We start from the raw sequence: 13,566 nt of genomic DNA, 5'->3' as shown, positions 1-13,566 counted from the left end.
CTTCTTTCCGTTGTTCGGGACGCTATTTCTTCCGTCGCGGCGAAATCACCAGGGCGATGCCCACGACCACCGCGACGCCCACCACGATCCAGCCCACCGGCACCGCACTGTGGAAGGGCCAGGATGTGGGGCCGATGAAGGCCCAGACGCTGACCAGCAGGGCGAGTATTCCGGCCAGCAGGAGCGAGAACGACGGCCCGCCCCGAGTGTCGGTCCGAGTGTCGGCCGTGTCGTTGTCAGCCACGTTTCACCTCCGCGTTTCCGGCGTGGACATCGATGTCGAGAGTGAGAATCGGCCCGTCGGCCGGTCCGGTGGGTCCCTGCGGACAGGACACGTCGCCCATGCTGGCGTTGCAGGTGGCGTGCAGGCGCATCGATTCCGGCACCAGCACCCGGAAGTCACCCATCTGCACATTCACGTGGACCGTGCGATTCTCGGTCAGGGGCAGTTGGCGCAGGTCGAGCGTGCCCGAGCCCATGGTGATCTTGTATTCCGGCGCCAGATCGGCGGCCGTGGCCGGGGTCCAGACATGGTCGCCCATGGCCCCGCGATCGAATTCGACCGGGCCGACCATCGAGGCGAGGATGACGAAGCCGGCCAGCGGCGCGAGCACCACCATCAAGCCGTAACCGCGGCGCAGGAAGGCCCCGACGATCAGGCCGAGGCCGACCACCGCCAGGGCGACCGCGCCGATTCGCGCGGGTGTCATCCAGTCCGCTCCCGCGGCGGCCACCGCCCCCGCGGCCGCTGCCGCCAGGACCGCCAGGCCGATCACCACCGGGGTGAGCCGGGACCGCGGCCGCTGTACCGGGACCACGGCGACCGGGCGTTCCTGCGTGGGGGTGGGCAGATCCCAGGCCATCGGCGCCACGCCGAGCGGATCCCAGCCCGCCGGAGTGGGGCCGATATGCGCCGGGTCCGGGATCGGGCGGGCGCCGATCGGGCGCGGGCCGGGGGGAGGTGCCGGGGTGGGACGGGCACTTCCGCCCGGGCCCGACGAATCGTCCGGGTCCGACTCGTCCTCGGCCGTGCGCTCGGCGGAGACTGCCGCCGCTTCGGATTCGACGGGGAGCGGCCGGGTCATCGCGACCGTGGGGCGATCGTCGGGCGGCATCTCGTCGGTGGTCATCTCGCCGGAGGGCGAGTCCGATTCGGCGGCAACGGGTTCGGAGGTACCGGGCTCGGACGCGGAAGCTGAACGGGCCGGTTGGCCTGGCGTCTCTTCCGTCGGAAGGACTTCGGCCGCAATGCTTTCGGTCGCTTCGTCGGCTGAGCTCGCAGTGTAGGGCGAGTCGGCGCGTGCTTCGTCCGGATGACTCTCCGGCGTCACCGTGACCGGAACCTGGCTGCTCGCAACGCGGTTCGGATCCGGTTCGTAGTGGTCGGGAAGTGTGGTGAACGGTCCGTACTGACTTCCGCTCCATGGCGACCCACCCGGGAAGCTCGCCCCCGGATATCCCGTCGCCGCGATACCGCCCTCGGCGGGCAGCGGATACGAGCCGTCGAACGGTGGTTCCGGCTGCCGCATGTAGAGCAGCCACCAACCGGCCACCATCAGGGCGAAACTGATCACCCCCGAGCCGCCGAGTCCGACTCCCACCGGCCCCATGGTGGTGACCGCGATCGCCAGGGCGACGATCAGGACGATGGTCTTGGTGGACGATTGCGAACTGTGCCCGCGGCTGATCAGGCCCTCCGCGGGTGATACCGCATCACCCGCCGGGGGCAGCAGCAACCATGCCGCCAGATACAACACGATGCCCGCACCGCCGAAGATCGTCGACACCACGAACGCGACCCGGATCAGTACCGGGTCCACGCCGTAGCGACGGCCGAATCCGGACGCCACGCCGGCGACCGGACTCTGTCCCGGCAGCCGTGTCGGACGCGTCCGCCACAGGTGCTGGAGCTGTTCGCTGAATCCCGTCCGGCTCGTGCCGCCGGTCCCGCCGCTCGCTGTGGTCATAGCTCCATGGTGGCCGTGAGCAGCATCGAATGGCATCGGGGTTCACCCTGAAAACGAACCCGGATACGCCAGTCAGAGCACGGTCGGATCCGCGAAGACGGCGCCGTTCCCGTCGACCTCCGCCGCGGAGACCTCGATCTTGCTGTAGGCGCGGATGGTCAGCGGACCGCCGCAGCCCTGCACCATGAGATGGAAGTCCCGGCTGACGAGATACTCGGTCTCCCCGGCGTCGAGGTGTTTCCGACCCACCTCGACGTCGGTGATCTTCCCGGGCGTGACCGACACGTTCACCCCGATGCCGGCGGAGACGCTGGGGCCGAGCGTCACACTCGCACTCGGCTCCACCAGATCCGGGCTGATCGTCGCTCCGGCGCTCAGCGAGGCCGAGGCGTCGGCGCTGAAACCGAGGTCGATATCGACCGCGCACGCGACGAAGTAGCCCGCCTTCAACGTGCCGGTGCCGCTCGGAATCCGCGCGTAGGACGTGTTGTCCAGGAACACTTCTCGATTGGTGGGCATCCCGTTCAGCGCGGTCACCGGATGGGCCGCGTAATCGAGATGGCCCACGGTGAAGCTGTACCCGTTCGGTGCCGGATACGTGTTCTCGTGACCGCCCGGCCCCGCGGCCGAGGCGCCGGTGGCCGGCAGCAGCGCCAGCGCGAGAGCCGTGGTTGCGGTGGCGTAGACAGATGCGATGGACATGCGGATTCCTCCCCGTACACGCCGGGCGAACCGGCGAGATCAGCTGTCCGCGGCGAAACGACTGCCGGGACGTGAGCCGCCCGCCGTCAGCGGGCGACGCAATCGACGGTAGGAATCGAGAGCTCCCCGGCACCCGGAGAAAGTCAGGTCGATACGTCATAGCCGCAGGTGATCGAGGCTGTTGCGAAATTCCGGTCCGGCATCGGCACCGCGGGCGGCGTCCGCCGGGCCGGTGCCGCCCGTCGCTCGGCGTTGTCCGGACCGGACGCGCTCGGTCTACGGCGCCACCAGCCCCGTTCGATAGGCGATGACGACCAATTGCGCGCGGTCGCGAGCGCCGAGTTTGACCATCGTCCGGCTGACGTGGGTGCGGGCGGTGGCCGGACTGAGGAACAGTTCGGCGCCGATTTCGGCATTGCTCATGCCCTGGCCGACCAGAGCCAGCACCTCCCGCTCCCGTTCGGTCAGTACCGCGAGCCGCTGTTCGGCGGCTCGGTCGGCGGTGTGCCGGGCCGTGAACTGTGCGATGAGCCGGCGCGTGATACGGGGCGCGAGCAGGGCCTCACCGGCGGCGACCACGCGGATAGCGTGTAGCAATTCGGCCGGACCGGCATCTTTGAGCAGGAAGCCGGCGGCGCCGGCCTGCAGTCCCTCGAAGACGTAGGCATCGGTGTCGTAGGTGGTCAGAATGAGAATCCGCACATCCCGCAGCCCCGGCGTGGCGGCGATGTCGCGGGTGGCCTGAATGCCGTCCATCGTCGGCATCCGGATATCCATCAGGACGACATCCGGGCGCAGCGCACGGGCTTTGCGTACGGCTTCGGCCCCGGTCGCGGCCTCCCCGACGACTGTGATGTCGTCCTCGATATCGAGCAGGAGCCGAAATCCCGACCGCACCAACTGCTCGTCGTCGACGAGCAGAACCCGGATCGGGGTGCCGCCGTCCGGTGAGTCCGCCGCAGTGCTCACAGATTCACCGTTTCCGTCGTCGTCAAGGGAAGCCGGGCCGTGACCGCGAATCCGCCGTGCGGGAGCGGGCCCGCGTCGAGGTCACCTCCCAGGAGCCGGCATCGCTCGCGCATGCCGAGGATGCCGCGCCCGTCGCTGCCCGCTCGAGCGGTGGCGAGGGGGCTCGCCTGCGGCCGCCGCCCCTCGTCGGTGACGCGGACCTCGACCGCGTCGGCACCGTAGGTCACCTCGACCGATACTCGCGTCGAGCCGGCATGACGGATCACATTGGTGATCGACTCCTGCAGTATCCGATACACCGCGGTGCCGACCGCGCCGGGTATCTCGGGAGGCGGTGCAGGCGTGTCGAATTCGATTTCGATCCCGGCGTCGCGGGCGGCAGCGGCCAGTTCGTGGATCTGCGCGAGGCCCGGATGCGGGGCGCGCTCGTCGGTGTCGTCGCGCAGAACTCCGAGGATCGCCCGCATCTCCGTCAACGCCCGAGAGCTGGTCCGCTCGATGATCTTCAGGGTCTCGCGTGCTTGTTCGGGCCGTTTGTCGAGCACATGCGCGGTCACGCCGGACTGGACGTTGATGACGGCGATGGCATGAGCGACCGTATCGTGCACTTCGCGGGCGATGCGGAGACGTTCCGAGTCGACCCGGGCGCGGGCCTCCTCCTCGCGCGTTCGTTCCGCCAGCTCCGCCCTCTCCAATGCCTGCGCCGCAACGACTTTCCGCGAGCGGACACTTTCGCCGAGCGCCGCGCTCATCACCGCGGCGCCTATCCGGAAATAGACCCAGCCGATCGCTGCCGGTGGTTCGACGTCCGCTGCGGCGGGGAGCCAGATCGCGGTCAGGGCCGCGATACCTACTCCGGCCACCACCAGCGAGCGCCGCCCGTCGCCACGGGCGGTGAGGGTGTAGAGCGCGACGAACAGGGCCAGCCACCCGGGCCCGTCCGGAAAGTCGAGCGTGTAGTAGACCGCGCTGGTGAGCGCGGTGACGGCGAAGACCGCGACCGGACGTTGCCGCCGCACGACCAGGACGGCGCCCGCGGCGATCAAGAGGAGGTAGCCGAGATACCCGAAATCCGACAGCGGGCGCAGCACCGACTCCGGCCGGGCGCTGTTGCGGACCACGGTGCCCTGGACCTGCATCACGGTGATGAATACCGCCAGCAGCAGATCCTGAGACCACACGGGCAGGCGGAGCGGTGTGACGCGGTCCGGCATGTGGCGATCATAGGAGTCCGCACCGGTCCGGCACATCGTGCCGATCGCGCGACACCGTACGTCGCGGTGCGCGGTCGGACATCGCTCGCCTACGCCTAACGGCGTAGGCGTCGTCGCTTCCGGGCCGATGCCGTCGACCGGGTCGTGGCGCGACGATCGTTGCGGCCGCCGCCGATTCCGAGTCCGTGGGATCTGCACGGCCGCCACTCCTCGCTCGACCGGAAGGATCCGCGATGCCCACGCTCGATATGTTCACCGCGCTCTCTGCTACTCACCTCTCCGTTACCGCCGCCGGGTACGAAGTCGGCGTCGGCCGGACCGTTCCCAGCATCGCGGCCGTCCTGGGCTTGATCAGTGTGGTCGCCGGGGGACTGGCGATCTCGTCCGGATCCCGGCGGGCCGGCACCGGCCGGTTCCGGGCCCTCACCGCGCTGGTGCTGGGAGCGGTCGGCGTGATCGTCGGCGGCATCCACGGTGCCGAGGCCGCCGGCGGTCTCGGCACCGGCAACGGGCTCGCCGGCGCGATCGCCGCGGTGGTGCTCGGACTGGGCGGCGTGATTCTGGGCGGCCTCGCGCTGGTGCGGGCCCGCCGGTTCGGATGACACGGCGGTTCCGGCGACACGGCGCCGCCGGGACCCCGAGATCGGGAATCCGGGTATTTCCCGATGGTCGGTTGTCGGGGTGACGTGCCAGGATCGAAGGCATGTACCCGTCCATGCCCGCATTCGACGCGCGTTCGGGGTTCGACGGTCGCGTGGGGTTCGAACCTCGTGCCGGTGTGGACGGTTTCGGGCCGGACGCCCGGGGCGCCGATCCGGTTCTCGAGCAGCCGCGGTTGCTGCGGCGATCCGGTGGGCGGGTCGTCGGCGGCGTCGCGGGCGGTATCGCCGACCATCTCGGTGTCGACGTCTTCAAGGTGCGGATGGCGTTCGTCCTGCTGTCGGCCTTGATGGGGGCGGGGATCGTGGCCTATGGGCTGCTGTGGATCTTCACCTCCTCCGGTGCGGACGGGCCGCCGCCCACGGCGTCCGAGCGGCGGCAGGCCGTCGGGCTCGTGCTGCTCGGGCTGGCGCTGTCGGTCTCGATGGCGTGGTTGTTCAACGGGACCGCGGCGCGGGTGGTGGCGCCGATCATCGTGGTCGCCGTCGGTGCGGCGCTGGTGTGGCGCGAATTCGATGCCGAGGGGCCGCGTTCCATTCTGGGTCTGCCCGCCCGGCCGACCGTGCTCACCTGGACGCGCATCCTGGCCGGGGCGACGCTCATCGTGGTCGGGCTGGGCGTGGTGGTGCTGGCCCGCATCAATCTGAGTTCGCTGGGTTCGGCACTGATCGCGGTCGCGGTCACCCTGATCGGCGTCGGTCTGCTGACGGTGCCGCTGTGGCTGCGCATGATGCGTGCCCTCAATGCCGAACGCGCGGCCCGCATCCGCAACGAGGAACGCGAGGAGATCGCCTCACATCTGCACGATTCGGTACTGCAGACCTTGGCGCTGATCCAGCGGCAGGCCGACGACCCGCAGGAGGTCGCCCGGCTGGCCCGCAGCCAGGAGCGGGAACTGCGGAAGTGGTTGTTCGAGGATTCCATGCCCGCGCAGTCGAGCCTGGCCGCCGCCGTGCGCACCATCGCCGGCGAGGTCGAGGACCAGCACGGGGTCCAGGTCACGCCGGTGACCGTCGGCGACGTCTCGATGGATGTCGGCGACACCGGATTCGGCCTGCCGAAGGAACATTTCACCGCCCTGCTCGGCGCCACCCGCGAGGCGCTGGTCAACGCCGCCAAACATGCCGGTGTGCCGACCATCGACGTCTTCGCCGAGGTGGAACCGCATCAGGTCAGTATCTTCGTGCGCGATCGCGGCACCGGTTTCGATCCGGCCGCGGTTCCGGCGGACCGGCAGGGCCTGGCGAAATCCATTCACGCCCGGATCGAACGCCGCGGCGGCACCGTGGAGGTGCAGACCGCACCCGGCCGCGGCACCGAGGTGCGAATCATGATGCCCCGCAAGGATTCCGAAGGTCAGGGCGAAACCGGCGGGTTCGACGGCGCCGAGACCGGGATGCCGGCCTCCGGCGACGCGGACCGGGTCGGCGATGCGCAGGGCCGGCCGCAGCATGCCGAGCCGCAGCATGCCGAGCCGCAGCATGCCGAGGCACAGCAGGCCGAGACCGCGGAGCCCGGCCCCAGCCGGTCGCATTAGCGGACGCACCCGCGGAGTGGGCAGAATTCGGACCGGCGGTGATGCCGCCGTCCTCGAGGCCGGTGCCGAGCACCCCGACCACCGATGTGGTACCGATGAGTTGGCGCCGCCGCGCCCGGCAGCGGGCCGGCTCGAGGTGAGGAGAACTGTGACGATCCGGGTTTTTCTGGTCGACGACCACGCCGTGTTCCGGTCGGGGGTGCGGGCGGAGTTGAGCCGCGAAGCCGATATGGATGTCGTCGGGGAGGCGGGTACCGTCGCCGAGGCCGTGGCCGGGATCGACGCCGCGCGACCCGATGTGGTGCTGCTGGATGTGCACATGCCCGACGGCGGTGGTGTGGCGGTACTGCAGGGCATCGACGATCGCCCGAACGGTTCGGCGTCGGGTAACGGCCCGGTATGCCTGGCGCTGAGCGTCTCCGACGCCGCCGAGGATGTGATCGCGGTGATCCGTGCGGGCGCGCGCGGTTACGTCACCAAGACCATCTCCGGTTCCGAACTGGCCGAAGGCATTCGGCGCGTCGCGGGCGGCGACGCGGTGTTCAGTCCGCGGCTGGCCGGTTTCGTGCTGGACTCGTTCACCGGGCGCTCACCGGCTCCCGAACCCCCGCTGGACCCGGAACTGGATTCGCTGACCCCGCGCGAACTGGAAGTGCTGCGCCTGCTGGCCCGCGGCTACACTTATCGCGAAATCGCCGAAACCCTGTTCATCTCGGTGAAGACCGTGGAAACCCACGCCTCCAACGTGTTGCGAAAAACCCAGCAGTCCAACCGCAATGCGCTGACTCGCTGGGCGCACCGCCGACGCATCGACTGAGTCGCGCCTACATCGCGGCGACGAGCACCACGATCAGGATGAGCAGTCCGATCAGCAGGCCCACCGCGATCGCGAGCGGCGCCGCATTGGGCCCGAACTTCGTGAAGTCGATGTCGACGAGTTTCGATTTCCCCAATTTCGGTTGCTGCGCAACGGCTCCGGTCGCGGCGACCCGTGGCGGGCGGGGCAGCGGCGCGGAATGCGGACTGCGCAGTCCGGCCGCCGAATTGCGGGCCGCCCAGGCCGGAATCGTGCCGTCGTCGGTGCGGATCGGGGCGCCGAGAATATAGGGCCCGGTGCCGGGACCGAATGCGGCGGTGAGGATTTCCTCGCGCGCCTCGGCCATGGTGGGGCGACGCTGCGGCGCCGGTTCCATCATGTGCAGCAGCACCTGGGTGAGCGGCCCGCTGCGAGTGGGCGGAATGATCTGCGCCATCGCCGCGCGCGTGACGATGACGTCGTTGTCGTCGTCGAATCCGTACGGCGGATGTCCCTCGATCGCGGTGTACAGCGTTGCGCCGAGGGAGAATACGTCGCTGGCCGGGCCCGGCTGAGCACCGCGAGCCACCTCCGGCGGCAGATAGGACGGGGTGCCGGTGATCACGTCCTCCGGTTCGTCGAAAGCCTCACCGGCACTGGAGATACCGAAGTCGCTGAGTTTGGCCATGCCCACGTCGGAGCCCCGATCGGCGACGAGGATGTTGCCCGGTTTGATATCGCGATGCACGATCCCGGCGGCATGGGCGGCGGCCAGCGCATCGGCCACCTGCGCACCGATCTGCGCGACCTCGATGGGGGAGAGGGTGTCGGCCAGCGCGAGCGCCTTGGCGACGCTGCGCGAGGGTAGATACTCCATCACCAGCCACGGTTCGCCCGCCTCGAGCACCACGTCGTAAACGGCGATGGCGTGCTCGTGCGAGAGCTTGGCCGCGACGCGGCCCTCGTGCACGATCCGGTTGCGCACCTCGGTCGCCTCGGCCTCGCTGAGCCCCGCGGTGGTGAGCACCTGTTTGATGGCGACCTCGCGGTTGAGCAGCCGGTCGGTGGCGAGCCATACCGCACCCATACCGCCGCCTCCGAGTTTGGACTGCAGGCGGTAACGGCCGGCGACGAGATAGTCGGGGCCGACGATGGGGCGGGCGCGTTCGGTCACGGCGCGAGGATAGCCGAAAACCAGGGCGACCGGCCTGCTTCGGGCCGGGGTTGGCAGCGGTCACAGCCCGGCTGATGCCACTGAGGGGTGGCGTGGACAACAGCCGCGACCGGTGACGGAACAGTCGCAGTGAGGCTGATGTGACACGTGGGCCGGTGCGGCTTGACGGAGACCGGTCGGAAGGTTCTACTGTCACCGGATCGAACGTATATTCGATTAAGATCGATAGCTGAATCGGTGCTGCACCTCTCGGCGATGCTTCCGGATGCTGTCGCGGGAGGCGGGCTCCGGCGCGGCGGCCGAGGCGGAGGAGGAGCGGAATGTAGCCGATGCGGCGGTGCGGTGCATCGAGTGCGGTGGAGACCGTTCGGTGAGAGATAGGTGGTCGGCGAGATGGGTTCGGCTGGTGATGCGCGAGCCGTGCAGCTGGCGGAGCTGCGGCGGCGGATGGCCGCGGTTCCGGCCCGTGGGGTCGAGGTCGTGGAACGCCCGCCGACCGCCGATGAACTGCGCAGAGAGCTGCTTCCCGTACCGCCCGCCCTGGCCGGGCTCCTGCCCGAGGGTGGGGTGCCGAAGGGGGCGGTGGTGGCCTACTCGGGGGCGGGGTCGCTGCTGACCGGCCTGCTGGCCGCGGTGACCGGTGGTGGTGGTTACGCCGCGGCGATCGGTTTGCCGCGGCTCGGGTTGCTCGCCGCCGCGGAGATGGGCGCCGATCTGGGCCGGTTGGCCGTGGTGACCGAGCCCGGCCCGGATCCGGTGGAGGTCGCCGCAGTGTTGCTGGATGGTTTGGATCTGGTGGTGGTCGGCCTGGCCGGTATGTCGGTGCCGCCCAGCCGAACTCGAATTCTCGCCGCCCGCGCCCGCAGCAAAGGGTCCACGCTCGTGGTGACCGGCGGCGCCTGGAGCGGTCCGATGCTGCGGATCGACACCCGGGTCGCGGGCTATTCGGGCCTGGGGCGTGGCCGCGGCCGGCTGCGGTCGGTGCGCCTGGACGTCTGCGTGCGCGGCCGGTCCGCGCCGGAACGCACCGGCACCCTCGATCTGTGCCCGCGTGACGGCCGGGTCGAATGGATTGTCCCGGAATCGGATTCGCCGCCCACGACGCTGTCGGCAGTGGGTGCGTGATGAAACGCGGCAGGCGAGCGTGATGAAACGCCCCGGTTTTCGCGTACTGGCGGTGTGGTGCCCGGACTGGCCGGCCGCCGCGGCCGCCGCCGTGGCCGATCTCTCACCGCTGCGGCCGGTGGTGGTGCTGCACGCGAATCGGGTGGTGGCCTGTTCGGCGGTGGCTCGCGACGCGGGCGTGCGCCGCGGTCTGACCAGGCGCGAGGCGCAGGCGCGATGCCCGGACCTCCATGTGGCGCAGGCGGATCCGGACCGCGATGCGCGACTGTTCGAACCGGTGGCGACGGCCGTGGACGCGACCGTGCCGGGGGTGGAGGTCCTGCGGCCCGGCCTGCTGGTACTCGCCGCACGCGGCGCTGCCCGCTACTTCGGTTCCGAGGAGGAGGCCGCCGAACGCCTGGTCGACGCGGTCGCCGCACTCGGTGTGGAATGCCGCATCGGCATCGCCGACGAGCTGTCGGCCGCGGTGATCGCCGCGCGCCGGGCGCAGATCGTCGCACCCGGCGCCGCCGCGAATTTCCTGGCGCCGCTGCCGGTGGGCGAGCTGGCCGTCGAGCCGAGTCTGGCTCCGCCGGAACGGGCCGAACTGGTGGATCTGTTGCATCGCTTGGGTTTACGCCGGATCGGTGATTTCGCGGCCCTCACGCCCGCCGAGGTCGCCTCCCGTTTCGGCGCCGACGCGATCCGGGCGCACCGGTGTGCCCGTGCCGAACCGGAGCGCCCGCCCTCGGCGGCCCCGCCCGCCCCGGATCTGATGGTGGAGTACCGGTGCGATCCGCCGATCGAGCGGGTCGATGCCGCCGCCTTCGCCGGTCGTATGCTCGCCACCCGCCTGCACGAACGACTGGCGGCGGCCTCGGTGGCCTGCACCCGGCTCGCGGTCCACGCCGAAACCGCGGCCGGGGAAGCCCTGTCGAGAATCTGGCGCTGTGCCCAGCCGCTCACCCCGGAAACCACCGCGGATCGGGTGCGCTGGCAGCTGGACGGCTGGCTGACCCACCGCGCCCGGAACACCGGGAAACGCGGGCGGGCGGGTGGTGCCGAAGCGCCGCCGTCCGCTCCGATCACCTTGCTGCGCCTGGAACCGGTCGAGGTGGTGGCGGCCGGTGCGCTGCAACTCGGACTCTGGGGCGGGGTCGGCGAGGAGGATCAACGCGCCCGCCGTGCCCTGACCCGGGTGCAGGGGCTGCTGGGCGGTGAGGCGGTGCGGATCGGTGTCCTCAGCGGCGGCCGCGGACCCGTCGAACGCGTCACCCTGATCACCTTCGGTGAGGAATTGGTCCCCACCGCCGACCCCGGCCTGCCGTGGCCGGGCCGGCTGCCGCAACCGGCCCCCGCGGTGGTGCTGGGCAACCGTCCCGAGGTCCGGCTGGAGTCCGGCGACGGCAGCCCGATCTGGCTCACCGATCGTGGCGAGTTCACCGCCGAACCGGCCGAACTGCACTGGGGCAAGAAGTCGTGGCTGGTCGCGGGCTGGGCCGGGCCCTGGCTGCTGGACGAACGCTGGTGGGCCACCGGCGATTCCGGCGGCGCCGTGCGCGTGCAGATCCTGCTCGACACCGAGGAGCGTGCCCTACTGCTGCTCGGCTACGACCACATCTGGCACGTGGAGGGACTCTACGAGTAGCCCCGGCCCGGGCTATGGAACACCCCACACGCTGCGGCGACGGCGGCCGCGGCGACGTACCCTGGCTGATCGTGGAGTCGAACGTCATCCGGGTGCCCCTGCCGGGGGTGCAGATCGCCTATCGGGATTCGGGCAGCGCGCCGACCACGCATCCGCTCTCGGAGATCCCGGTGGTGCTGGTGCACGGGATGGGTGGCGACGGCCACACCTGGGATCGCTTCGCCACCGCGCTGATCCGGTCCGGGCGCCGGGTGATCATCCCCGATCTGCGCGGACACGGCCGCAGCGAGCACACCGCCTCCTACCGGTTCGAGGACTTCGGCGCGGACCTGCTGAACCTCTGCGATCGGCTGGAACTGACCACCGTCGATCTGGTCGGCCATTCGCTGGGCGGATACGCCTGCTCGTGGGTGGCCATCGAACGACCGGCGCTGGTCCGGCGGCTGGTACTCGAGGAGCAGCCGTTGCCGCTGCGCTCCGGTGACGAACAACTCACCCTCACCCGGCGGCTGCCGTCGGTGCCGGAACTGTGGCATGCCACCACCAGTCTGTTGCGTCACCCACGCGCGGTCCTCGCCTTCGATCGGTCGATGACCACTCCGGCGCTCGAGCAGTTCCGCAAACCGCATCCGGAATGGTGGGAGGGGCTCGCGGATATCACCGCAGCCACGATGATGTTGCGCGGCGGTCCCGGCGGCATGGTCGATCCGGAGAAGTTGGAGATCTTCCGCACCAGCGTGCCAGACTGCCGGGTCGAGGCTTTCACCTGCGGGCACAGCATCCACCGCGACCGGTATCGGGAATTCGCTTCGGTGGTGCTGCCGTTCCTGGAGCACTGACCGTGGGGGCCGATTTCCGTTCCGCACCATCCACGTCGCAGGCATCCGCGAGCGACTTCGACGGGCTGCCGTGTTCGGCGGCCGCTGCCGATATTCCGCTGCCGGGCAGCGCGACCCGGGTGAGCGGCTGGCTGTGCATCGAACAACCCGGCGCCTGGGGCCGCGATGTGATCGGTGATGCGGTTCTCGGCGCCGAGGTCACCGCAGAACTGGCCGCACGGACCAAGGCCGCGCGAGTCCGTCCCACCCTCATCCGGCGTCCGGGCCGCGGCGAATTCATCGGTGTGCGAACGGTTCTGCTCGCCGCCTCCCGGCCGCAGGATTCGTGGTGCGAACGTCTGACCGTCACCGATCTGGAACAGCTTCTCGATATCGACCCGCAGGTGCTGAACGGTCCCGCGCCGGGAATCGGTGAGCGCGTGACCGATCCGCTGATCCTGGTGTGCGCCCACGGCAAGCGCGATCAGTGTTGTGCGCGGCTGGGCCGTCCGATCGCGGCCCGGCTGGCGGCCGAATATCCGGATCTGGTCTGGGAGTGCTCGCATACCGGTGGGCATCGGTTCGCGCCCGCGATGGTGATCCTGCCCGAGGGACTGACCTACGGCCGGGTCGACGGCGAGGACGCGGTCCGCGCGGTGGCGGCTGTCGGGCGTAATGATCTGTCGTTGAACGGGTTTCGCGGACGAAGCTGCCTTTCTCCGGTCGAGCAGGTGGCGGAGATCGCGGTGCGCGAACGGGTGCCGGCCGCTCTCGATCAGCTGAAGGTCTCGACTGTCGAGGCTCCCGCATCGGATCCGGCGACCTTCGCCGGCGCCGCCGAGGTGACCCACACCGACGGCCGCCGGTGGCTGGTCACCACGCGGACCGTCGGATATCCGCCTCGTCAGGCGAGCTGCGGTGCCGCCCCGAAACCGGCGACGGCGATCGTCGCGGACGAAATCCGCGAGACCACGTGA

13 protein-coding genes are annotated in these 13,566 nt (G+C 70.2%); 7 read left to right on the top strand and 6 right to left on the bottom strand.

Going from position 1 to position 13,566, the window contains the following annotated elements:
* Window positions 1-22 precede the first annotated feature (22 nt).
* The 5 genes from NK1_RS10305 to NK1_RS10285 all read right to left on the bottom strand — a co-directional run bounded on the left by NK1_RS10305 (window position 23) and on the right by NK1_RS10285 (window position 4,852).
* The gene (locus tag NK1_RS10305; protein WP_063008298.1) at window positions 23-244 is read right to left on the bottom strand and encodes a hypothetical protein; all 222 of its coding nucleotides are present in this window, start codon (window positions 242-244) and stop codon (window positions 23-25) included.
* Window positions 237-1,967, bottom strand: a complete 1,731-nt coding sequence (locus tag NK1_RS10300) for a PspC domain-containing protein (protein ID WP_063008297.1) — start codon at window positions 1,965-1,967, stop codon at window positions 237-239. Before NK1_RS10300 ends, NK1_RS10305 begins: the two co-directional genes overlap by 8 nt.
* 72 nt (window positions 1,968-2,039) lie before the next feature.
* Entirely contained in the window at window positions 2,040-2,669 is a 630-nt protein-coding gene (locus NK1_RS10295; protein ID WP_063008296.1) for an MspA family porin, read from the bottom strand.
* Window positions 2,670-2,945: 276 nt separating this feature from the next.
* Window positions 2,946-3,638, bottom strand: coding sequence for a response regulator (locus NK1_RS10290; protein WP_063008295.1), 693 nt, complete (start codon window positions 3,636-3,638; stop codon window positions 2,946-2,948).
* Window positions 3,635-4,852: a sensor histidine kinase gene (locus tag NK1_RS10285; protein WP_063008343.1), complete on the bottom strand. Its 1,218-nt coding sequence runs from the start codon at window positions 4,850-4,852 to the stop codon at window positions 3,635-3,637. The genes NK1_RS10290 and NK1_RS10285 overlap by 4 nt, the downstream gene beginning before the upstream one ends.
* 233 nt (window positions 4,853-5,085) lie before the next feature.
* Here NK1_RS10285 and NK1_RS10280 point away from each other — a divergent pair, with 233 nt between their 5' ends.
* From NK1_RS10280 to NK1_RS10270, 3 genes are all read left to right on the top strand, one after another.
* The gene (locus NK1_RS10280) at window positions 5,086-5,454 is read left to right on the top strand and encodes a DUF6223 family protein (protein WP_063008294.1); all 369 of its coding nucleotides are present in this window, start codon (window positions 5,086-5,088) and stop codon (window positions 5,452-5,454) included.
* Window positions 5,455-5,555: 101 nt separating this feature from the next.
* A complete protein-coding gene (locus tag NK1_RS10275; protein WP_174552712.1) occupies window positions 5,556-7,049 on the top strand; it encodes an ATP-binding protein in 1,494 nt (497 codons plus the stop codon).
* A gap of 154 nt (window positions 7,050-7,203) precedes the next feature.
* Window positions 7,204-7,866, top strand: coding sequence for a response regulator (locus NK1_RS10270; RefSeq protein ID WP_036498325.1), 663 nt, complete (start codon window positions 7,204-7,206; stop codon window positions 7,864-7,866).
* Window positions 7,867-7,873: 7 nt separating this feature from the next.
* On the opposite strand, the gene NK1_RS10265 is transcribed toward NK1_RS10270, so the two are convergent.
* On the bottom strand, window positions 7,874-9,019 hold the full coding sequence (locus tag NK1_RS10265) for a serine/threonine-protein kinase (protein ID WP_062994172.1): 1,146 nt from the start codon (window positions 9,017-9,019) through the stop codon (window positions 7,874-7,876).
* A gap of 393 nt (window positions 9,020-9,412) precedes the next feature.
* Between NK1_RS10265 and imuA' the strand changes: the two genes are divergently transcribed.
* The 4 genes from imuA' to NK1_RS10245 all read left to right on the top strand — a co-directional run bounded on the left by imuA' (window position 9,413) and on the right by NK1_RS10245 (window position 13,566).
* Window positions 9,413-10,144 carry a DnaE2-dependent mutagenesis accessory factor ImuA' gene (imuA', locus tag NK1_RS10260; protein WP_063008342.1) on the top strand — a complete coding sequence of 244 codons (732 nt, stop codon included), beginning with the start codon at window positions 9,413-9,415 and terminating at the stop codon, window positions 10,142-10,144.
* Between the two features lie 22 nt (window positions 10,145-10,166).
* The gene (locus NK1_RS10255) at window positions 10,167-11,771 is read left to right on the top strand and encodes a DNA polymerase Y family protein (protein ID WP_063008341.1); all 1,605 of its coding nucleotides are present in this window, start codon (window positions 10,167-10,169) and stop codon (window positions 11,769-11,771) included.
* A gap of 71 nt (window positions 11,772-11,842) precedes the next feature.
* Entirely contained in the window at window positions 11,843-12,610 is a 768-nt protein-coding gene (locus NK1_RS10250; protein WP_063008340.1) for an alpha/beta fold hydrolase, read from the top strand.
* Between the two features lie 65 nt (window positions 12,611-12,675).
* On the top strand, window positions 12,676-13,566 hold the full coding sequence (locus NK1_RS10245) for a ferredoxin family protein (protein WP_063008339.1): 891 nt from the start codon (window positions 12,676-12,678) through the stop codon (window positions 13,564-13,566).

Origin of the sequence: Nocardia kruczakiae NBRC 101016 (genome assembly GCF_001612965.1) — a bacterium.
Lineage (GTDB): Bacteria > Actinomycetota > Actinomycetes > Mycobacteriales > Mycobacteriaceae > Nocardia > Nocardia kruczakiae.
This window is presented reverse-complemented; position numbering and strand designations above follow the sequence as displayed.